This is a genomic window from Hyphomicrobium facile (assembly GCF_900116175.1).
Classification (GTDB): domain Bacteria; phylum Pseudomonadota; class Alphaproteobacteria; order Rhizobiales; family Hyphomicrobiaceae; genus Hyphomicrobium_B; species Hyphomicrobium_B facile.
The window spans coordinates 291,795-313,156 of the sequence record NZ_FPCH01000004.1 but is presented as its reverse complement, the minus strand read 5'-3'; the positions used below and the strand labels follow the sequence as shown (position 1 = coordinate 313,156).

Sequence of the window (21,362 nt, the reverse complement as noted above, 5' to 3'; positions counted from 1 at the left end):
CCTAGAGTTTGCCGGCTGCTGCGAGTTCCAAGACGGACCTGTCGAAGCGCAGCAGGACATTCTTGGAATCTCCGACGACTTCACCGTTCGGAAGTTCGATGCCGATCGCGTTCGCATCCTTCACGTCCTTGCCGAGGAGATTGTAGCGATGGGCGAAATCGCGAACGCGGACGAGCGTATCCTTGGTTTCGGGTCTTTCCGCGAATGCAAGGGCGGCCTTCGCATCCGAAAAGATGACGACGGATTTGAGCTGCTGCTCATAGCCTGCCACGTCGGTTGCCGATGCGGTTGCAAGCGACTTGATGACACCGGCGCGTTCAGGAGAGGTCCCGTTGATGATCCCAACAGTCTCGTACCAGGCGCCGAGCAGGGCTTTGGCGACGTCGGGGTTTTCCTTGAGCTTGCTCGTGCGAAGGAGAACGGATTCGAAAATTTCGCCATTGATCTTCGCGGAGTCGAACACGATGTGGGCATCGCCGGAGCTTTGAATTTGCTCGACCTGCGGGTTCCATGCGACGATCGCGGAGACGTCGGGGCTCTTATAGGCCGCAACGAAATCGGCGTCCGATGTGTTCACGCGCTTGACGTCATCATGCTTGAGGTTCGCGGTTTCGAGCGCGCGATCGAGCAGATAGTGGGACACCGAGAACTCGACGAGATTGACCGTTTGACCCTTGATGTCGGTCAGCTTGTCCTTGCCCTTCAGAATGACGGCATCGGCACCATTCGAATAATCGATGGGGAAGATGGTGGTATCGACGCCGTTGGCCACTGGGATCGAATAGACGTCGGCGATGCTGCCGAGCACGCCATCGAGACCTCCAGCCGAATACTGATTGAGGGACTCGACATAGTCATTGAGCTGCACGAGTTCGATGTTGACGTTGTACTTGTCGGCCCACTTTTTAAGGACGCCGCTCTGCTGCGCGTACCCCCATGGCATCCAAGGCGTAAAGACGATCCAGCCGAGCTTGAATGTTGGCTTTTCCGCTGCGTGAACGGATTGAGTGCCGGCTTGCAGGAGCGCTGCGAACGCCAGAACGGCGGCAAGTATAGTTCGTTTCATGACAGTTCCTCGTGAGGGGCTAGTGAGAAGTTTCGGGTTGATGCTTCAGAAAGCTCGTAGGTTTTCGCGAAGTGTTTTGTGGGTGTAGCCGTCGCGGACCAGTCCCCTGCGTTGCAGGGCCGGGACGAGACCGTCCGTCACTTCCGCGATATGCCGGCGGTTGGTGCAGAGGCTCGGCGTCGTGATCAAGAAGCCGTCGCCGCCGACCTGCTCGTTTGCCTCACCCATTTGATCGGCAACCTGGTCAGGCGTTCCGACGAGTTCGATCGAGGCGCAGATTCCTCCCGAGGCCTCGACGACAAGCTGGCGCAGTGTTTTGCTGGTGCCCCATTGCTGGAACATATCCAGCGAGCCCTGCTCGCCGTTCGTGACGAGGCGTTCCGGCAAAGGCTTTTCCAGATCGAACTTTTTGAAGTCGATGTCGGTAATGGCGGATATCAGTGCGAGATTCTGCTCGATGAAGCCGGGGGCTTGAGTGATGCGCTCGTGCCTGTCGCGCGCTTCGCGCTCAGTTTCTCCGAGCACGGGCGTCACGAGGAACATCACCTTGATGTCATCGGGGTTGCGTCCGTGCTTCTTGGCGCGGGCGCGTATGTCGTCGCGGTATTCCTTCATCCCTGCGACGCCGCCGCCGACTGCGATGACAGCATCAGCATACTGTGCCGCAAAGTCGCGGCCCGTTGGCGATCCGCCAGCTTGGAGAAGCGTCGGACGTCCTTGCGGCGACCGTGCGGTGTTCAAGGGGCCGCGTGATTTGAAGTATTTGCCCTCGAAGTCGATTTTGTGGACCTTCTTGAAGTCGGCGTAGGTGCCCGATGCGCGGTCGCGAACGATGGCGCCGTCTTCCCAGGAATCGAAAAGCTTGAAGACGAGGTCCATGTATTCGTGGGCTCGTTCGTAGCGCTCCTCTCTGGGCGGCAAGCGGTCCAGGCCGAAGTTCTGCGCGGCGGCGTTTTCGGCGCTCGTCACGATGTTCCAGCCGAAGCGTCCGCCGGCCAAGTGGTCGATGGTCGAGCACAGGCGTGCCAAGAGAAACGGCGGATAGCCGAGCGTGGACATCGTCGCGACGACACCGAGATTTTTGGTCGATGCCGCGAGCAAGGTCGCGAGCGGAACCGGATCATGCTTCGGCGCCATGCCGAGGGCGTGCTTCAGGTACACCTCGAAACTGCCGCCGTATGCTTCGGGAATGGCGAGCTTGTCTTCGAGCATGATGAAGTCGAAGCCGGCGCGATCCAGAGATTGAGCCATCTCGATGTGAAATTTGCCGTCCCAGGAATTGCCGCCGTTCGAGAATGGTTCGTTCCACTCGTCGGGGGTGAAGTTCGTGAACCATCCCAAGTGGAATTTTTTCGATGACACGGAGAGTTCGTCCTTTTTGACTTTTGGTGAAGGGAGGGGAGCGTTGTTGTTGCGTCAGTTCTGGAAGGGGCAGGCGGTCGAGGCGGCGCTGCTTCGCGGTTCTCGCCAATCGAGGCTCCGCCGGACCTCATCTTTCAGCGATCGCGACCGGGCGTCGCTCTCGCCGGCACGCTCAAGAGCTTGCGACAGACGAAGCGCTTCGGCCATTTTCGACCAGTTGTACGGATTGTTCGGATTGAGGTTGACACGCTCCGACGCGAGCGCTGCGGCCAAGTTCGAGCTGCCGCTTCTGATCGCTGCCTCAAGCAGCGTCCGATCGATTGCATCGCGCTGGGCTTCGGAGCCGCCGAATTCGATCGCGTTTTCGCGAACGTCGTAAAGAAGATCGAGGGCCGTTTCGTAGCGGTCTTCGCCGAAAGCGACGAGTGCTTTCGCAAGCGGGAGGCCGACGCGAACCGTGTTGTAATAATTGTTCGTGTCTTGATGGCCGTCGGCGACGTATTGCTCGAGGCGGCTTACCACTGCGCGTGCGTCGGCGATGCGGCCGCTGCCGACGTAGGCCATGATCGCATGCACATCGTTGAAGACGTAGAAGGGGTCTGACGCCAGGGCATCCCAGGCATGGGCGAGTTGGGCAAAGCGATCCCCCACAGGAACCCGCTGAAGATGAAGCCGCCACAGCAATGACGATGCATCGAGCAGGACGAGGGCGATCTTCGGCGAGTCCTGGTTGAAGATGGCCTTGTCATAGATTTCGAAAGCGGCCGTGTAGTCGCCGATATCGGTGTTGAACAGCGACTTGTGCCACCAATTGTGCGCGCTGAAGAGATTGCCTTCCGCCCAATCGCCGCTGCGTTCGTTCATGAAGCGAAGGCCGTCGGCGATCTTGCCCCGCATCTCGAAGCTATGCGTTACGGCGTGAAGCGCCCAAACATCGTCGGGGCGAACGCTCAGCGCGATCAAGCCGTGCTCTTCGGCCCGTTCGAATTGGCCGTTTTCTTCGAGACCGAAGGCGTAGCATCCCTGCACGATGCCATAGTGGGGATCCGATGGGCTCCATGCGTTCAGATGGCGTGCGACGCGATCGCGCAAACTTCTTTTGTTGCCGGCGAAGAAATCCAGCTCGTGTCCGATGCGGAGCGCCAGAATATCGCGCGGTTCATCGAGGCCGAGCTGATCGAGGATGCGCGCGGACTTTCGCAGATCGCCGCCGATCCATGCCTCGATTGCCGCCGCGTGATGCCGCTCTCTACTCGTGAGCTTTGCGATATCGACCTTCGTCTTGAGTTCTTCCAGCGTGTTCTTCGCGCGCTTGGCGAACTCAGGTTCGGTCATGAAGAGATCGAGATAGGCCCGCGCGAAATAGGGAAGAGCGAAACCTGGATTTTCCTCGATCGTCTTGTCGAGTGTCGAAAGAACCGAGGATTTGAAGTAGACCAATTCGTCGAGAGCGCTGCGAAAAAGCGCTGCGCCCTTTTCGGTTGCTCCGGTGAGAGCCAGTCCCTGTTGGTCGATTTCCATAGACGTGTTCTCTTCTCTTCAAGTCCGTTACGCGCACGAATCCTTACGTTCGCCGCAGGTGTCGTTGGGGCGAATGCGTTGTGAAACGCATCTTGTGATTAGTGCGAGCCGCCTCAGCGGAACGTACGTTCCGCGATACACTGTGCGCTGGTGCGCCAGGAACTTGGGCAGCACCTTCGCGGCGGCCGATTTAGATCATCTGTCAATGTCCACACCGCTGCTCTCAAAAACGGAAATTGATTTACTCACGAGAAACGAATGTGAGAACTGAATAGAATTTCTAAGCTTAGATCGATGCTTGCAGCATTGTCTTCCGTACAGGCCGCGCCGCGCCGGGTGCCAGGCTCGGTTCAGAGTTCATCCGTGCGTTGGAACCGCACGAATGCGTCTAAGCTCATATGAATTTCTGAAATGCGTGGCCGGAGTCGCGTTCTTCGGCCCTGCTTCTTGACCTCTCTCGCACGTTCCAGTTCTTTGCATGCGACGCGGTCGGGGCGTGTGCTCTCCGTACGATGATGGCGAGTTTGCGGCGTGGTTCCCAATGGCAGTTGAACCGTCCGTTCAGCATCGGTTCCGGGATGCTCGTGTTGAATGCTCTCCAATCAAGCGGCATTACGCGCGCTTGAGGGAGACAAAGTCATGAAACGCACTCTTGCACTTTTGCCGGTCGCGGTTGCCCTGATGACGTTTGGAGGCATGGCCGAGGCAAAGGCGGACTTCGCAGTGGGCAACAAGACCTATCGCAGCGGCTCATCCGTCCAGCAGGTCCATGACGGCGGGTATTACGAAGGCCGTCGTCCGTGGTGGCGTCACGAGCGTCGGTGGGGCTACGGCAACGAAGGCTGGCGCCGACACTGGCGTGGGGATCACCGGTTCAATCGGGATCGCGACCGTTACGGCTGGAACGACAGGCGCGATTGGCGCGGCGATAGCCGCTGGCGATAAAAGTTTTGCGGGAGGCCGATTGGCCTGATGGAGCGGCAGGGACGCGCAAGCGCTTCTGCCGCTTTTTTTAATTGTACCGGTTCCTGTTTGCGCCGGCGACCGATCAGGGCAGGAATGGGCAGTATAGCGAGCGAAAGCTCACCTCGTCGCCTTCAACGGAAAACCCCCGCCACATTGGGAATTCGCTGGTGGGGTTGCGCTCTTTCACGCAGCCTTGGACGACGTGCGACGTCCACGAGCGAACTCGCTCCTCCGCCACGCGGACTTGAGCGAAGACAGCGCCAGATGGATAGGCGAGTTGGTTGAGGACTTGGTTCTTCGCCGTCGTGACCATCCTGTCCTCGTGCGACGGCAGGAACAGGCTGACGAGAGCCGCGACGAGGATGCCGATGCCCAGGAGACTTGCAATGGTCGCCGGAGAAGACGTGGATTTGCGGTATAGTAAATTCGCGGAGGGGACAGGCACCGGGGATTTTCCGAACGTGTGATGACGCAACGAACGTCACAACATCAGCCGAGCCCTTAAGCCTGCGTAAAATATTACTTTGGGTTTGCGATGGCCGGGGCATTGGCCTGGAGAAAGCGGAACGATGGCTAACGCGGCTTGCCTACTTGCTCGTTGAAGCTTTAAAGCCGCTCGAAATCTAGAATAAAATTTGAACGATCCGGCGGTGAAGCCGGTCAACGCTCGAGGCGAGCGAGCCGTTCGATGCTGTCGCCGACCCGTATCTTGCCGCCCTCGATGATCCTTGCAGTCAGGCCGCCGCGACCGCGGACGGCATTGTAACCGCCCGGTCCGAGGTTCGCTTCCATTTGACTGCAGGGTGCGCACTCGCCGGTTGTCTCCAGCGTCGCCGATCCAATGCGGAAGCTAGAACCTTTGAGGGCGATCAGGTTGATGCTGCGGGTAACAAGGTTTCGGCGCAGCAGTTCTGGAACGACAGCCTCTCTGCCGAGGAACGATGCGATCGCGGCGATATCTTCCGCGGCGATGAGTGTGACCTGACGCGGACCGTTGCGTTCCGTGCGATAGCGATCGCCCTCGATGCCCCGTTGCGAAATCAAAGTCGCCGTCGTCGGCATGATCATGGGCGCGTTACGTGATGGGCGAAGTCCTATCCACACGAGTTCGCCTGGGCCTATCGGTCCGGCCAGTAATTTTGCCAACATGGACTGAGGTGGCGGCGACGATGCCGGATCGGTCATTGGGTGGCCACAGTGCTCGAACGAAGGACCAAGAAGGTTCTGTGCGTGAGATTTGGTCGATATTTGTTCGTGGGCATGAGAGATGCAAGTTGAAACGTAGTGAGCGCGGGCTTCCTCAGCGCTCAATCCGTGGACCCGAGTCCGGAAGGCTGCAGTTGTGGGTGTCTAACGACGTCAGCTAAAGCACGATAGCGGGCTAGGCGGCGGCCATGTTTGACTAACCTTGCAAGCAGCGGCTTTTTGCCGGACGGTCGATCAGCTATTTTCGGGCCGGCGGTTCTCCAAAAGGAAATCGATGGAAAGCGCTCGAGGCTGAACGCGTAGATTTCTCTGTTCTTGCTGTAGGAGTTATCGACGAGTTCGCACTCCTTGCCCAGCAGAGCGCAAGCGATCGCCACATGCAGCCGGTCTGTCGTGACCTGCCTTGCGACCGAGATCGTTTTCAAAAAGCACCAGGCGCGAAGCCTTGACGTCTCGACGTCGGCGACACCGGTGAAGACTTTCGATACGTCGAGGTCGCTCTCCATCTTCGACGTTGCGGATTCCTTATCGGTGCGCATAAATCGAACAAGCGGCAATCGGGACAGTTGTTCGAGGCTGACGCCGGCGCCTCTCAGGCTCGCTTCCAGAAGCGGCGATCCCAAAGCATTGCATTCCGGATCGCTCAAGAAGTCTTCAACATCGCAGTGAAACGCCATGTCATGCGTCAGCCGGCAGTCAATCTTCGGATTGGTGCGGCTGACATGTTCGAACGATCTCTTATCGCGGCACCAAATCGTGGTGCGGCCGTCGAGTCTCTTGATCAGTTTTTCATTGGCTCTGATGGTATGCGGGAGAAGGACGATGCGCGCGGCTTCGTGGCGGCACGCTTTGATCGACCGACGCATGCCTCCATAGATGCCGACGAGGTTTCCGCCGCCGCCCAGGAATACCGTTTGGTTTTTGAAATCCGTCTGATCGTCGACGACTTGCACGTCGATCGACGCTTTGGACATTGCAGCGAGCGTCGACGCCAGAATCAGGCAGTCGCCGCCGTTGCCCTCGTTCGGAATGAGAAGCACTTTCCTGCCGCGGAATTCCGCCAGAAATCGCTCCATGTCATCTCGAAGCGAGACCATCACGTCTGTCATTGATCTCACATGCGGACGTCGCTGGAGTAGAGATGAGCTTTTATCCGCTTCCTCTCGACCATCGCGAGTGGTTCACACGGGGAAGTTGTGGAAAATTGCGATGGCGAGGCTCAAGTCCCTTCGTCCTTGAAGGCGGGGATAGCGCTCGACACCCGATCGCGATGGTCTCGGGTCACATCAGGCAGATCGGTATCTCGATGCATCTGGGCTGCCGACTCACCTGCCGCGGGGAGCGGGAATTCGAGGTGCAACAGCCACTATAGTTCCCGGTTCGGCAGGGACTTTTTCCCGATTGTGGAAATTTCGTTGCAACAATGTCACGGGGGCTCAGGAAGAGGCCTCCGCGGGAAAAACTCTGGCCAATCCGTGGATTGACCCACCCTGATAAAAACCTTTTCCCTGGTTCGGGAATATGGCCGGAGTCGGCCAATGGGGGGTGCGGCGGCTTAATGCTTCGGCAGAGCATTTCAACGCAGCGCCAAGAAAATGGGGAAGTTTGGGGACATGACTCGTGAATTGTTTGCTTCGGCGGCAGCCGTTGCGCTTTTGATCGGCGGCGGCGGGAGTTTCGCCATCGCACAGGACGCGGGTAATGCTGGATCGGCGACATCTCCGCCGGCTGCAAACGAGACCCTTCCCGAAGTTCAGGTCATTCAGGAACAGCAGGCGCCCAAGCCGAAGCCCGTCAAGCAGGCTAAGAAACCTGCGGCCGCAGCGCCCGTCGTTGCCACGCCTGTGAACTCTGAGTTCGCTGAGCCAACCGAAGCAAGTACCGTGAAGATGTCGCCGATGGGCGGCAGTGAAATTCCGGTCAACAAGGTTCCCGGCAGCGTCTTCCAGGTCAATTCGGCCGATATCAAGAGAGACGGAACGGTTATCGTTCAGGAAGCGCTGCAGAGCCAGATCCCTGGCGTGATCCTCAGCGACCTGCAAGGCAACCAGTTCCAGACCAACATTCAATCCGTGGTTTCGAGGCGTCGCCTGTGAATGGCGTCCCGCAGGGGCTCGCCGTCTATCAGAACGGCGTTCGGATCAACGAAGCCTTCGGTGATATCGTCAACTGGGACTTCCTGCCGTCGAATGCCGTCAACAACATTGCGGTGGTGACCGGCAATCCCGTGTTCGGTCTCAACGCGCTCGGCGGTGCCGTCGTCGTCGATATGAAGGACGGCTTCAACTACCAGGGCGCGGAAATAGACACGCGCTTTGGTTCGTTCGGCCGTAAGCAGGTCTCGACGGAAGCGGGTTATCGAAGCGGCAACTGGGGTATCTACGGAGCATTCGAAGCCATCAACGATGATGGGTTCCGCGACTTCTCGGATGCCGAGGTGCGCAGAGGCTACTTCGACCTTGGTGTCAAAGGCGACCGTGCCGAGTTCCATTTCAACTTCACCGGCGCGGACAATCACGTCGGCGTGACGGCCGCAGCGCCTGAGCAGCTTCTCGCTATCAGCAGAAGCCTGACGTTCACGTCGCCTCAGACGACCGACAACGAGATGCAGATGTACTCGTTCAACGGTAAGGTGAGGGCGACGGATACCCTGACGTTCTCGGGTGCCACGTACTATCGCCATTTCAATCAGAAGCACTTGGACGGCAACCTGTTCGAAGAGCCGAGCAACTGCGGTGGCTTCCTCTGTTCGGACGGGGATGAGGTGGAGAATGTCGCCACGGGCGAGCAGATCCCGTTCCGGGACGACGTCGCTTATGCCTCGATCGACCAGACGTCGCAGAATGCTGACGGCGCGGGTATCAGCCTTCAGGCCACCGAGAAGGCCAGGCTCTTCGGTCATGAAAACCAGTTTGTCGTCGGCGTCAGCTACGATCGCGGCAAAGTGGCCTATACGGCGAAAAGCGAACTCGGCTTCATGCAGCCGAAATTCGTTGTCGACGGCCAGGGCATCATCATGACGAGCGATGAGCTCTTTCCGCGTTCCCTGTCGACGACGAACGATTATTTCGGAGCTTTTATCGTCGATACATTCAACATCACTGAGAAGCTGGCGCTGACAGTTGGCGGCCGTTTCAACTACGCGCGCATCGAGATTGAAAATACCGGCGATCCCGAGAACGATGAGATGAACAAGCTCAACGGGGTCAACAAGTACAACCGCTTCAACCCAACGGCCGGCCTAACCTATCAGTTCAGTCCAGCGCTGAATTGGTACGGCGGTTATTCGGAAGCCAACCGCGCGCCGACCGCGGCGGAGATCGCTTGCTCCGATCCTGAGAATCCGTGCCTGATCGAGAGCTTCCTCACGTCGGATCCGCCGTTGAAGCAGGTCGTGTCTCGCACGTGGGAAACCGGGTTGCGCGGTACGGTCAATAACTGGAACGGATCGCAATGGGATTGGGGCGTCGGCCTGTTCCGCACTGAGAACTCTGACGACATCATGAGCGCTGCCTCCACTGCGACAGGCCGCGGCTACTTCCAGAACATCGGCACGACTTTGCGCCAAGGCGTGGAGGCAAACATCGCGTATCGTTCGAAGCGCCTTTTTGCCTACGCGAACTACACCTACAACAACGCTACGTTCCAGTCCGATATTCCGTTGTTCCCGGCGCCCAACCATCCTGAAGGCCCCGGCGTCTTTCCGTGCCCTCCCGGTGATGGAGACGACGATGATGATGATCTCGGAAACTGCACCTCCATTCATAAGGGCGACCGCCTTTCCGGCATTCCGGCCCACACGTTCAAGACAGGTTTCGATTACTGGATGACGCCGAAGTGGAAGTTCGGTGCTGACCTCGTCGCCGCAAGTTCGCAGTTCTTCTTCGAGGATCAGGCTAACCTCTCGCGGCCGCTGGCTGGTTACGCCAAGGTCAACCTGCATACGTCTTACGACGTGACGGAAAACATCCAGATCTACGGGTTGATCGAGAACCTGACGGACAAGCGCTACTCGCTCTACGGGACCTACTTCAACGTGGACGAAACCAACGAACTGGAGGACGTAACCAATATCGAGTTCGACGAGAACAACCCGCGGACCGTGGTTCCAGCCATCCCCTTTGCAGCTTACGGCGGCATAAAGGTAAAATTCTAAACTCTCTCCCGACTGCAACATCTCGAAAAGCAAAAGCAGCCTCGCGGCTGCTTTTGTTTTTTTGCGCCTCTCCCAAATGCAGGACGCGAGCATGCCCGATCGTCTTGTCCGATGTGACAGGCAAGCAAATGGCAGTCAGCGAAGAGGGGAAGTTTGAAACTTAGAAGAGGGGGCCGCTGGCCAATTGGTGGACCAGCACCAAGACGATCAGGTTGAGCACGAGTAGGAAGCTTAAAGCGACTTTATCCATGGCCGTTCTCCCGGGAGAATGTGCGCGGACAGAGATATATGACTTTCGCTCTGGAATGAAGCCGCTGTCCGGCCTAGGCCGTGCCGGGCTCGGGCGAAGGTGCGGCTGGGCCTCTGCGGCTATGTCGAGGGCCCTGGACACCTGTTGCATGGCATCGCGCCGGACCTTTTAGCTAGTGCGAATAGCCGATGCGGGGGCGGTTTCCGGGTGCCATTCTCGCGGCCGTTCGCCAAGCGTCGATCTACCGACATGAACCGGGGGTAGACTGCTGACGTGGCACGGAAGCCGCTGCGGCAGAAAGCAATTCCAGCGAAAAATTAATCTCGTGCCCCATGTCACTTTCTCGTTCCGTTCCTACATGCGGTTCTGAACGGTCGACAACGGCGTCTAGGCGTCTAATAGGGAGGCTAGCCTCATGAACGCGCAAGAGAAGCAGCTCATCGAAGATTTGTTTGCGCGACTCCGCAATTTTGATGGCGGCGAGAAGGATCAGGAAGCGGAATGGCTCATCCAGGATCTGATCAGGCGCTCTCCGGATGCGCCATACTATCTCGCCCAGACAGTGATTGTTCAGCAGCAGGCTCTCGAGCGCGCGGAAGCTCGCATGAGAGATTTGGAAGCTGCTGCGCGTCAACCGCAGCCTACCGGACGCGGCGGAAGTTTTCTCGGTGGCTCGTCGGTGCCGCAGAGCGGAAGCCGGTATACGTCCGCACCGCAGCAGGCGCCGGATCCCGTCGCGCCGCCTGCCGCCAATCCATCGGCGAATAGTCCGTGGGGTACTCCCGCGCATGCTCGCGGCGGCGGAGGGTTCTTTTCCTCGGCGTTGACGACTGCCGCAGGCGTTGCCGGCGGTGTCTTCCTCGCAGATGGAATTCGAAGCCTCTTTGGTGGCGGCAGTGCCCATGCCGGTGCTGATGCCACGAGTGCGGCCGATCAAAAGACGATCGACAATCTTCAGGACCAGGCGCAGGACGCCCGCGACGATGCCGATCAAGCGCAGCGAGACTTGGCGGCTGACGACGCTGCGCAAGACGAGATGCAAGATGCCCAGGACGACGGCCAGTACGATTGGGGCAGCGACGACTTCGACGTGTAATTAGTTGATCATCTGATCATCGCCTCGGCTTGCGTCGCAGGCCGAGGCTGCATGCGGCACTGCATGTGAATGGGACGGTCGGCGAGACTCGCCGATTGGCTCGCGCGAAGTTCCGCTTCGTGAAATTTCTTTCCAAAACGTCATGTCCCGGCGGCGAAAATTATCGGAACCGACCTGAGAAGGCGAGGTTCTTCCTTCGGTTGCCTTGTGACGATCGGGTCCCATACGGACCGGCGCACATTTCCAGGCAATTCGCATTTATCTCGATTTTCGAGGCGAACTTTTGAAGCGAAGATTTTTCACTGAAGAAGGTAATCCAAATGGCGCAAGAGGACAGAACATCAAAGCGCGGCTTTGCATCCATGGATGCCGAGAAGCAGCGTGAGATTGCCCGGAAGGGCGGCGCAAGCGTTCCGGACCATGAGCGCAGCTTTTCGCGGAATCATGAACTTGCGTCTCAGGCCGGAAGAAAAGGCGGCCACGAGAGTGGCGGCAACTTCCGGAATGATCCTCGGCGAGCGGCTGAGGCCGGCCGTAAAGGCGGGCAGCACTAGCAGCAGGATGATCACCTGCGTCTAGCATTCTCACATGAAATTCCAAGGCCGGACGCGTTCTGCGCATCCGGCCTTTGGTTTCTCAAATGGAAGGCCCGGCTCGAACGGAAGGATTGGGGTGGCGATCGCCTTGATGGCGAGCCGATGCCGTCAACCAGTTAGGATTGAACCAGCGATCAGCCGGGCCGTCGTAGGGCAGGCGCGTTATATCCCAGTGGCTGACGTAGGGGGCGTAGATGTCCCAAACCGGCGGGCCTCCGCCGACGAAGACGACGCGCCCGGCAAATTGCTTGAGCGTCGCCTCGGGGTCCATGTGGGACCTGAGAACGAAGAGTGTGCGATCGGTGCGTGCGAAATCGGGGACGGCTCCAATGGTCTTCGGTCCGGCGATTAGAACGTGGCCTCGTGTGATGTCGAAAAATCGAGCGACGTCGGCTACGTATTCAGGGTCCCGGTTGCCTTCCCACGGCAGCTCTCCATTGAGGCCAAGCTGACCGGACTGCCCGATCGCGCAGATGACCCTGACCACTGTTTGCTGCATTCGCATTCCTTTTTTCTTTTCTAGTTTCGCCGTCGGACGGTGGCGATCGACGGCGGCCGAATACATGTGATTTGGCGCGGAATGTCACCGCTGAAAATACCGGATGACCATATCAGTCGTTTTGTTGAATGGCGGGTGCAGGATCCTCGCGAGGTTCCACTTGCTCTGCTCGAAAACGCCCTTCGCATGGCTGAGCGATTTGAAGCCTTCGATCCCGTGATAGGCGCCCATGCCTGACATTCCGACGCCGCCGAACGGCAGGTCGTCCTGAACGTAATGCATCAGGGTATCGTTGATCGTGACGTTGCCGGACGTTGTCCGCGTCAGGACCTTCTGGCGATCGTCGCTATTGTGGCCGAAGTAATAGAGGGCGAGCGGCCGAGGCTTGCGGTTTATGTAGCCAATCGCTTCGTCGATGGTGCGGTAGGTCATCACGGGGAGCGCCGGCCCGAAGATTTCCTGCTGCATGATGGCCATGTCGTCGGTGACATTGAGCACGATCACGGGGGCAAGCTTGCGCGTACCGGCTCCGCCATTCGCGACCTCGATGATCTTGGCGCCTTTTTCCTTCGCGTCGTCGACCAGCTTCTGAATTCGGCTCTCATGCTTCGCGTTGACGATGGACGTGTAGTTCCGGTCGGCTGCTCCTTGCGGATAGAATTTGAGCGCGGTCGCGTCGTATGAGGCCACGAAGGCGGCCGCGTCTTTTTCGTGCACCAGGACGTAGTCGGGCGCGATGCAGGTTTGACCGGCATTCGCGAGCTTTCCGTAGGCGACGCTGACCGCTGCGGCGTCGATGTCGGCATCGGGGCCGAGCAAGGCCGGCGATTTGCCGCCGAGTTCGAGCGTGACAGGGACAAGATTTTCCGCGGCTTCCTTCATCACCGAGCGACCGACATTGGTGCTGCCGGTGAAGACGAGATGATCGAATGGGAGGCGCGAGAACGCGGTGCCGATCTCCGGTCCACCGGTAACGACGGCGACCTGCTCCTCGGGGAATATCTCGCGCAACATCGATTTGAGAAGTTCGCTGGTCGCGGGCGTCAACTCGGATGGCTTCAAGATGGCGCGATTGCCTGCCGCGATCGCCGTGGCGAGGGGCGTCAGGGCGAGCGACAGCGGATAATTCCAGGGTGAGATGATGCCGACGACACCGAGCGGCTGATAAACGACGCGGGCTCGGCCGGGCCGGAAGTGGATTGCTACGCGGCGGCGCTCGGGACGCATCCATTTCGTCAGGTTACGGCGGAGGTAATTGATCGTCTGAATGACCGGCGTGACTTCCATGATCCGCGTTTCGTAAGCAGACCGGTAGCCGAAGTCCTTGCTGACGGCCGCTTCGAAAGCCGTTCGCCGCTTCTGCAATGCCGTCTTCAGTTTGAGCAGATCGGCCCGTCGTTGCGCGGCAGACGGTGGACCATCACTAAGGAACGCGGCGCGCTGCCTGCTCAGGAAGCCTGTCAGGAGGAACTCGTCTTCCTTGACCGAAACGTGGGCAGTCATTCAGCAACCTCCAGATGTGGACGCCGAAAACATTCGCGGCGACGCCGCGCGACGTTTTCCGTGTCAACACATGCCAATTCCAGCAACTTTGGTTCCTTCCGTGCGTGGAGCGCCCGAACGACCATACCATCACTGCGATCTCAAGCGCGTACGGTTAGAAAAACGCGCAAGAGGTGCTTCGAGACGGGAAGGAGTGGCAATTCATCCTACGCCGCTTTCCAACGAGGCGGCGTTGCCCGCCGATCTCGCGGCACGGGGCTATCCTCGCCTTGAAGAAGACCTCTTTGCGGCGCCCGCACGGGAAAGACGTGGATCTCGGCGCAATTTGGCGATTGCGGTGGCCGAGGTGCGTCTGAAATTCAGGCGCGGGACGCCGTCGCTTGACGATCGGCCGAAGTCCCGGTTCGCCGAGCTTCGTTGCGGTGTTTTCGGTTAGGTTGGCATTTTGACGCGCGGCCAACAGGCGGGCGGATTCGAGGCCGTTTTGGCCGGGGATTAGACCCCTACCGTAGATTTGTCCGTCGCCTCGGGCTCAGCCGCTTAAGCCGCCATTTCGAGAGTGCCCAGCACCCACTTTTCGTATTCTTCGCTCAGATCCTGTAGCCACTGCTGAGGAAGCGCGTTGATCTTCTTGGTGGTGGCCTTGGCGCGCGCCGGAAGCGTAACGTGGATTTGCTTGTAGCCGTTCTCCATGGGCGGCGAGCTGATCGTGCCGCCGATGTGGCCGATTGCGAGCGAGGCTTTCAGATAGTCGCTGGCACGCTTGGGCGCGGTGTGCAGCGGCGGTGTGAACAACACGCAATCCTGCATCGATCGCTGCGGCTCGCAATTGCGGAGTTCGAAATGAATGGCGACGCCTGGCATGTCGTCATCGAGCGTGTCGCGTGCGACGTTGACGAGCAGCACGCTGCCGGCCGCAGCCCACTGGCTCATAGGATACATCAGACGCGTGATGATCTCGCGCATCGCGGCGGGATCGGCGGAAACGGCGAGCTGCGGCTGGTCCGCATGGATCACGACCTGCAGGCCGCCGAGTTCGCGGTTGATCTCGTTGGCGCAGTCCGTCAGCACGGCGACGATGTCGACTTCGCTCGGATGAGCGTCCGCCAACAGGGGCGGCGTCGTCAGCACTTCCGAAAGATCGATGGCGCGCTGGGTTTCCTCAACGGGAATGCGCCAGTGGTCTCTGATGCGGAGCTGCGACCATGCCTTCTGAGCCGACGGCCGCCAGGCGGTTTCGGCGATCGCTTCCTTCAAATAGTGATACATCGTCAGCGGAGCGTTGTTGTAGGGCAGCAGGCCCGACAGCATCGCAAGGTCGTTCATGCGATCGCGCAAGAGGGTACGATGCAGCGCGCTGAGCTTGTCGCGCAGGAGCATGTCGTATTCGTTTTTCAGGAGATAGAAGGTGATCGCCTGCTCGATTTCGGCTTCGAGCACGCGGAGGTCCCACGGCTTCGAAATGTAGCGGAGGATCTCGCCCTTGTTGACGGCGTCGATGGCGCTATCGAGATCGGCGTATGCGGTCGTCAACATACGGATGATGTCGGGGCGTTCGTTACGGATGCGGTTCAGGAGGCTGACGCCGCTGCGTCCGGGCATGCGCTGGTCGGAAATCACCAGTGCGATGTTGTGGTTGCCCGAGAGAATGAGGGATTCGGCTTCGTCCGCGCTCGTTGCGGTGAGCACGTCGTATCGCGTGCCGAACGCTTTCTTGAAGTATTTGACGGCCTGTGGCTCGTCGTCGACGATCAGTATCTCGACCGGCTGATCAGTGCGAAACGACTCCATGGAAGACCTGGTTCTCTTTGTCCGACGATATCGGGAGGTTGAAACGGAACTCGGTCCACTCTCCAAGACTACTCTTAACAGTCAGTGAACCCCCATGATTTGCAATTATCCGATGGCTGACCGCCAAGCCTAGGCCCATGCCTTCACCCACGTCCTTCGTGGAGAAGAATGGATCGAAAATCTGGGTTTGAATTTTCGGGTCGATGCCGGTGCCGTTGTCTCTTACCGAGACGATCAGTTCGTCACCCTCAACGAATGATGTAATGGTAATTTCAGGTTTGCGTTCTTCCTCGACGGAGCGGACTGCGGCGACGGCGTTGACGATGAGGTTGACGAGAACCTGAGCGATCGTCGACTGCGAGCCAACGACAAGCCCATCGTCCGCGATATTCCTCGTAATCGTTATTCCCTTCTGGATATGCGCCGTGAAGCGAAGCGCATGGTCGATCGCCGATTCGATGTGGAACGGCCGCGGGTGCTCGGGGCGATGCGGCGCGGTGAAGCCTCTGAGATCGGTTACGACGCGGTGAATGCGCTCATAGCCCGCATGGATGTCCTTCAGCGTATCCGCGGTGTCGGGATCGGCCTGAATGGTCGGGTCGCGGGCGGCCAATTGCAGCGCCGTTCCCATGAAGTTCAGCGGGTTGCCGATTTCATGCAACAGGCCGGCGGCCATCGTTCCAAGGGCACTGAGACGCGCGTTTTGAACCAGGGCTGCTTCAGTTTCCCGCAATTGCTGCAGGCTTTGCTTCAGCTCCGCGTTCGTTCTGTAAAGGTCGGTTTCGAGCTTGGAAGCCCTAATGAGATTGGCGATGCGCGAGCGGACTTCCAGGCCGCTGAACGGCTTTATCAGGAAGTCGTCGGCGCCGTGCTTCAGCGCGGTGATCTTGGCTTCTTCGTCGGCTCGCGCCGTCAGGATGATAATCTTGATGGCGCGCGTCTCGGCTCTTTCCTTGAGCGAGCGACAGACCTCGAGCCCCGTGACGCCCGGCAACATGACGTCGAGCAAAATCAGATCGGGTTTCTGCCCCTTGGCTTTCTCGAGCGCGGTAATGCCGTCCGGCGCCTCGATGATGCGATAGTTCTCGCGCAGCATCGAAGCCAGATAGCGGCGCATATCCGGCTCGTCGTCGACAACGAGGAGGAGCGGGAGCTCGACGCGGTCATCCTTGGCTTGCGGGTCGCTCATGTTTCCGATCGCGGATGCCGCGTTATCGGTGATCATGATGGCGCGGGCCGATGCTTTGCGATCGAAGGTGCGCAGTGGGTCGTCGGCAAGCCGATCCGGTTTTTCTTCGGAGTTGCTCATGTCGAATTGCGTAACCTGCAGGGCATGAGGAAAACGTAAAACGAATGTCGTACCGGCGCCTGAATTGCTCGTTGCCGTGACGTTTCCGCCATGGCGCGTCATCAATTCGCGGACGAGGGCGAGGCCTAAACCCAGGCCCTGATGACGGCGGGTCGCGGAGCCGTCCACCTGATAAAAGCGATCGAAAATATGAGGAAGCTGTTCAGCCGGAATACCGATGCCGGTGTCGGAAATCGTGACCGTCACCATCTCTTCTTCGCGATGGGCGGCAATATCGATGCGGCCTTCAGGTGGCGTAAACTTGATCGCGTTGGCGATGACGTTGCTGACGATCTTTTCGAGGGCGTCGGGATCGGCGTTGATCAGCAGGTCGCCGGTCGGTTCCTGGAGTTCGAGGTTCACGCCCTTCAGTGTCGCGAGATGCTTCATCGAAGCGGCCGTATGCTTCAGGAAGTGCGCCATATCGACGGGCTTCTTCGATAGCGTGGCGCGGCCTTCCTCAAGGCGGATCAGGCTCAGGATGTCATTTACAAGACGGAGCAAGCGAAGCGCATTGTTCTCGATGACATCCAGCAATTGCTCGGCCGATGGGCCCAAGCCAGCGACGTCGATTTTCAGCCGCTCGACCGGCGCCAGAATGAGCGTGAGCGGCGTTCTCAATTCGTGACTGACGTTGGCAAAGAACTGCGATTTCAGGCGGTCGAGCGCCGACAGCTCCTGATGCTGGGATGCGAGCTTGAACTTCAAGCGGAATTCGTTGAAGCGGCGGCGGTAGTTGAAATGAACGGCGGTGACCGAAATGATGCAAGTGAGCACTAGGAAATAAAGATTGTTCATCAAGGTCTTGATCGTGTCGGTGGCGGACGGTACCTGCAAGCACGCGATGATGTAAATTCCGAGCGTCGACACGCACAAAAGTGCGGCCTCGAAGGGCTGCATCGGCGCCAGAACGCCGACGGCAAAGAGGATGAGGAATAGGCCGGTGTAATAGGTCGAATTCGCGCCGTCGGTGATGCCGATCATCACCGCTATCGAGGCGACGGCGATCAACAGGCCCGCCATCGTCAGATAGCGAACGTGAGCTGCCGTCCGGTCCCAGAAGTGCAGGGCATAGATGACTGCGATCAGGCCCGCCGCGACAAGCCGGATCGCAATCAAGGTGTTGATCTGGTCAAAATAGCTGATGCTATCGAGCGTGATCCCTGCCGGGATCAGCACAATGCCGAGGATGCAAGCGACTTTCGACTGCCTTAGCCGAAGCTCTTGCTCCTCAGCCTCGAAGGCGTGCCGTAAGTCGCTCTTTTCATCCATGCAATCAAACGGGGGGTTTATCTATCTCCAGAAAGACGTTGATACCCGTCTCATCTGTATAAATCTTTAGCGGCCCAAGATCAGGCGCGAGGCGGACCATATCCGACTCGTCACGCATCACCAGATGCCACTCCATAATATGCTCCATCAAACCTTTCACAGGGTTTGACGAGTGGACATTTGTAACGATCACGCGTCCGCCCGGCTCGCACCACTGGTGGAAGAGCCGTACCAGTTTGGTGCAAACGCGATCGGACAGGTAATCGAAGAGGCCGGCGCAATAGATGATGTCGTAGGTCTTGGCATTCTCCGGCAGCTCGATGGCTTGCCGCAGAAGATCCTGCACCGTCTGCAGGATGTACGTGACATTGGGCGGTTCTTCGCTGCCGGCGGTCGCCGCCTCGATCTGGCGTTTGGCGTGGGCGAGGGTTTCGGCATTAAAATCAAGAAGATCAAAGGAGAAGCGATGGGCTTCCTTGTTCTTCGCGAGGAAGAGCTGGAGTTCCTGCACCGGACCGCAGCCGACGTTCAGGATGCGGACTTGTCTGTCCTCGGCGGCCGCGTCTTCCGCAGCTTTGTCGAGCATTTTGCCCAGCATGTAGATGCGGTTACGGTGGGCCTCCGGCGGTCCTCCGTTCAGCAACCAATCATTAATGATCTGGCCATAGGTCGTCTTTCCACGACGCTCCTTGCGGAACATCATGTTCACCATCTCATAGTCGCCCGCGTAGCCGAGCGGCTTGGAATAGACGCGGTTGAAGAAGGGCGAGGCCATCATTAGCGGCAGTAGGTCGCGCTGGGCCAGTTGCTTGTGATTTTCGACTTCGTCGACGTCGAGCTGGCGGCAGGCTTCCTCGAGTTCGAGGAAGAGCTGCGTCAGACGCGGCATCACGGGCGCTTTGATTTCTTCAAATCGGGCAGCGTCGAGGATTGTGTGATTGGCGCCCGGCTCGCCTTCGACTGCCAGGTCGACCTGATCCAGCCAAAAGCTCAAGTCGCTCAGGAACGATCGGAGGTCGGCGACTTTCAGCTGATAGTTCGGCTGGAGTTTGTTGGCCCGGTCCCATTCATCGACGAAACGACCGACTTCGGATCCAAGTCCAGCAGGGTCCGAGATGATCGCGTCAACGGCAGACCACTGATTTACCAGCGTCGCGGATACGACCACCAAAATGCTTGTCGTGACGATGCCGGTTACGACCGCGTCGCCTTGATAGACGAGGTTCTTGCCGCGCCGCACCTTGAGATCGCTCAGGACCTCGCTCATCTGGACGGGCGAAAATGGATTGTAGATCTCGAAGACAATATTGCGTCTTGAGAGCTTGCTCAGGGTGCCGCGAAAAACCGTACCCTGGCTGCTCCGGAATGAGACCGTGCGATCAATATCTCTTTCGATGCGCAAGGGGACAGCTCCATGACTGAACTACGCCGACTGTGGATAACAAAAGGTTATCACAGTGGTTCAGTTTGGCGCTGCGGTATTTAGAAAGCGTTTAGATGATTTTGAATTATCAATGCCTTGGAGATACATCTCGCCGATTTATGCCTTAGGAAGGCACACGGTGAGGGTGGATGTGCTCAAACTAATGTCAGTTGCGGACAGGAGTTCGCCTCCAAATGCCCATAGGGCACACCGGACCGTTCGCCAGGACTGATTATTTTCCAAAGTTGCTGGCTCGCGCTCCAAGGTCGAAACGATTCGAACCTCGTTATGTTCGGTGCCGGAAACCAATTCCACTCTCGGGAAAGCGTTGGACTTCATTGCACCCCGTAGCAAATTGGCCAGCACGAACTTCATGATCTCGCGCGGGATGCGATAGGTGAAGTCCTGACCCGTTGCCAAGTTGGCGAGGGTTGTCCCCGAAGGGCAGATCACGGCCTGCTCGACAACTTCGGAAAGAGTATCGGCCATCGATGACGACGGCGCGGCGGCCGGGTCCGAGAGGCTGCGAGCGAGATTGCCGATGGACTTTGCCAGCGACTTGCAATGCTCGACGTCCCGGCGGATCTGCATGGCGGATGCATTCATCTTTCCAAACCTCAACCGGGACCCCCAGGATCCGAGATACGAAGTAACCGAAGGAGAAGCTTCCAAAGAACTCGGCCGGCTCAGCTGAGCGAGCTGGAGTGCTTCGGTATCAAGGGATTTCAGCGGCGCTTCGAGGCCGGCCGCGAGAATGGCGAGGAGTGCGATGTTCGCGCTCTCCGCATCTCCCCCTGTGCTCGGGCCGAGAACGGGTTCGGATATGGCGGCGGCCGAGCGCTCGACGTGAAGCGCGTCCTGCATCGCCGTGCATAATTCGTCGATATTCCAGGGCTTCGGCACAAAGCGATAGATCGCAGCGTCATTGATGGCGTGCTGCAAGTTATCGATGTTGGCATAGGCGCTCGTCAGCACGCGAACGGTTGACGGCCATGATTTGCGGACTTCGCTCAGGAAGGAGACGCCGCTCTCACGCGGCATGCGCTCGTCGCTCACGACAACCGAGATGTCGTTGCCTGCTTGCTCCAAGATATGCATGGCAGCTTCGGGGCTGCTCGCCGTCACGACGTTCGCATACTTTCCGACGGAGCTTTTGAAGTATTTCAGCGAGAGCGGCTCGTCATCGACGAACAGAATGGTTTCGCTTGCTTTATGAGGCAAAGTTTCAGCCTTTAACGTCATCAAGAAAAAATCCGTGCCCTACTCGAGCCACGCGCTGGAGAGCGCATGCGAGGTGCTTGTCCGCC

General features: G+C 58.6%; 17 protein-coding genes. 5 read left to right on the top strand and 12 right to left on the bottom strand.

Annotated elements, in window-relative coordinates:
- Nucleotide 1: 1 nt before the first annotated feature.
- Genes BM399_RS19490 through BM399_RS19480 form a run of 3 tightly spaced genes read right to left on the bottom strand, consistent with a single transcriptional unit; the run spans nt 2 to nt 3,949 of the window.
- Complete coding sequence (locus BM399_RS19490; protein WP_092869442.1) at nt 2-1,066, bottom strand: putative urea ABC transporter substrate-binding protein; 1,065 nt, start codon at nt 1,064-1,066, stop codon at nt 2-4.
- Nucleotides 1,067-1,111: 45 nt separating this feature from the next.
- The gene (locus tag BM399_RS19485; protein ID WP_092869441.1) at nt 1,112-2,428 is read right to left on the bottom strand and encodes an NtaA/DmoA family FMN-dependent monooxygenase; all 1,317 of its coding nucleotides are present in this window, start codon (nt 2,426-2,428) and stop codon (nt 1,112-1,114) included.
- Nucleotides 2,429-2,482: 54 nt separating this feature from the next.
- Nucleotides 2,483-3,949, bottom strand: coding sequence for a tetratricopeptide repeat protein (locus BM399_RS19480; protein ID WP_092869440.1), 1,467 nt, complete (start codon nt 3,947-3,949; stop codon nt 2,483-2,485).
- 639 nt (nt 3,950-4,588) lie between these two features.
- Here BM399_RS19480 and BM399_RS19475 point away from each other — a divergent pair.
- Nucleotides 4,589-4,894: a hypothetical protein gene (locus tag BM399_RS19475; RefSeq protein ID WP_143117875.1), complete on the top strand. Its 306-nt coding sequence runs from the start codon at nt 4,589-4,591 to the stop codon at nt 4,892-4,894.
- A gap of 103 nt (nt 4,895-4,997) precedes the next feature.
- Here BM399_RS19475 and BM399_RS19470 read toward each other — a convergent pair whose 3' ends face one another.
- From BM399_RS19470 to BM399_RS19460, 3 genes are all read right to left on the bottom strand, one after another.
- The gene (locus BM399_RS19470) at nt 4,998-5,360 is read right to left on the bottom strand and encodes a hypothetical protein (RefSeq protein WP_092869438.1); all 363 of its coding nucleotides are present in this window, start codon (nt 5,358-5,360) and stop codon (nt 4,998-5,000) included.
- A 215-nt stretch (nt 5,361-5,575) separates the two neighbouring features.
- The gene (locus tag BM399_RS19465) at nt 5,576-6,100 is read right to left on the bottom strand and encodes an MOSC domain-containing protein (protein WP_092869437.1); all 525 of its coding nucleotides are present in this window, start codon (nt 6,098-6,100) and stop codon (nt 5,576-5,578) included.
- A gap of 122 nt (nt 6,101-6,222) precedes the next feature.
- Nucleotides 6,223-7,230: a polysaccharide pyruvyl transferase family protein gene (locus BM399_RS19460; RefSeq protein WP_092869436.1), complete on the bottom strand. Its 1,008-nt coding sequence runs from the start codon at nt 7,228-7,230 to the stop codon at nt 6,223-6,225.
- A 504-nt stretch (nt 7,231-7,734) separates the two neighbouring features.
- Here BM399_RS19460 and BM399_RS21440 point away from each other — a divergent pair.
- The 4 genes from BM399_RS21440 to BM399_RS19435 all read left to right on the top strand — a co-directional run bounded on the left by BM399_RS21440 (nt 7,735) and on the right by BM399_RS19435 (nt 12,177).
- Complete coding sequence (locus BM399_RS21440; protein ID WP_244531384.1) at nt 7,735-8,217, top strand: hypothetical protein; 483 nt, start codon at nt 7,735-7,737, stop codon at nt 8,215-8,217.
- The gene (locus BM399_RS19455) at nt 8,214-10,277 is read left to right on the top strand and encodes a TonB-dependent receptor (protein WP_244531383.1); all 2,064 of its coding nucleotides are present in this window, start codon (nt 8,214-8,216) and stop codon (nt 10,275-10,277) included. Before BM399_RS21440 ends, BM399_RS19455 begins: the two co-directional genes overlap by 4 nt.
- Nucleotides 10,278-10,942: 665 nt before the next feature.
- A complete protein-coding gene (locus BM399_RS19445; protein WP_092869434.1) occupies nt 10,943-11,623 on the top strand; it encodes a DUF2076 domain-containing protein in 681 nt (226 codons plus the stop codon).
- A gap of 320 nt (nt 11,624-11,943) precedes the next feature.
- On the top strand, nt 11,944-12,177 hold the full coding sequence (locus BM399_RS19435) for a con-10 family general stress protein (RefSeq protein ID WP_092869432.1): 234 nt from the start codon (nt 11,944-11,946) through the stop codon (nt 12,175-12,177).
- Between the two features lie 82 nt (nt 12,178-12,259).
- Here BM399_RS19435 and BM399_RS19430 read toward each other — a convergent pair whose 3' ends face one another.
- The 6 genes from BM399_RS19430 to BM399_RS19400 form a co-directional block, all read right to left on the bottom strand.
- Nucleotides 12,260-12,718, bottom strand: coding sequence for a dihydrofolate reductase (locus BM399_RS19430; protein WP_092869485.1), 459 nt, complete (start codon nt 12,716-12,718; stop codon nt 12,260-12,262).
- An 84-nt stretch (nt 12,719-12,802) separates the two neighbouring features.
- A complete protein-coding gene (locus tag BM399_RS19425) occupies nt 12,803-14,221 on the bottom strand; it encodes a coniferyl aldehyde dehydrogenase (protein ID WP_092869431.1) in 1,419 nt (472 codons plus the stop codon).
- 540 nt (nt 14,222-14,761) lie between these two features.
- Nucleotides 14,762-16,012 carry a response regulator gene (locus tag BM399_RS19415; RefSeq protein ID WP_092869429.1) on the bottom strand — a complete coding sequence of 417 codons (1,251 nt, stop codon included), beginning with the start codon at nt 16,010-16,012 and terminating at the stop codon, nt 14,762-14,764.
- Entirely contained in the window at nt 15,993-18,632 is a 2,640-nt protein-coding gene (locus tag BM399_RS19410; RefSeq protein WP_092869428.1) for an ATP-binding protein, read from the bottom strand. Before BM399_RS19410 ends, BM399_RS19415 begins: the two co-directional genes overlap by 20 nt.
- 4 nt (nt 18,633-18,636) lie before the next feature.
- The gene (locus tag BM399_RS19405; RefSeq protein ID WP_092869427.1) at nt 18,637-20,034 is read right to left on the bottom strand and encodes a class I SAM-dependent methyltransferase; all 1,398 of its coding nucleotides are present in this window, start codon (nt 20,032-20,034) and stop codon (nt 18,637-18,639) included.
- A gap of 138 nt (nt 20,035-20,172) precedes the next feature.
- Nucleotides 20,173-21,297 carry a response regulator gene (locus BM399_RS19400; protein WP_092869426.1) on the bottom strand — a complete coding sequence of 375 codons (1,125 nt, stop codon included), beginning with the start codon at nt 21,295-21,297 and terminating at the stop codon, nt 20,173-20,175.
- Between the last annotated feature and the right edge of the window lie 65 nt (nt 21,298-21,362).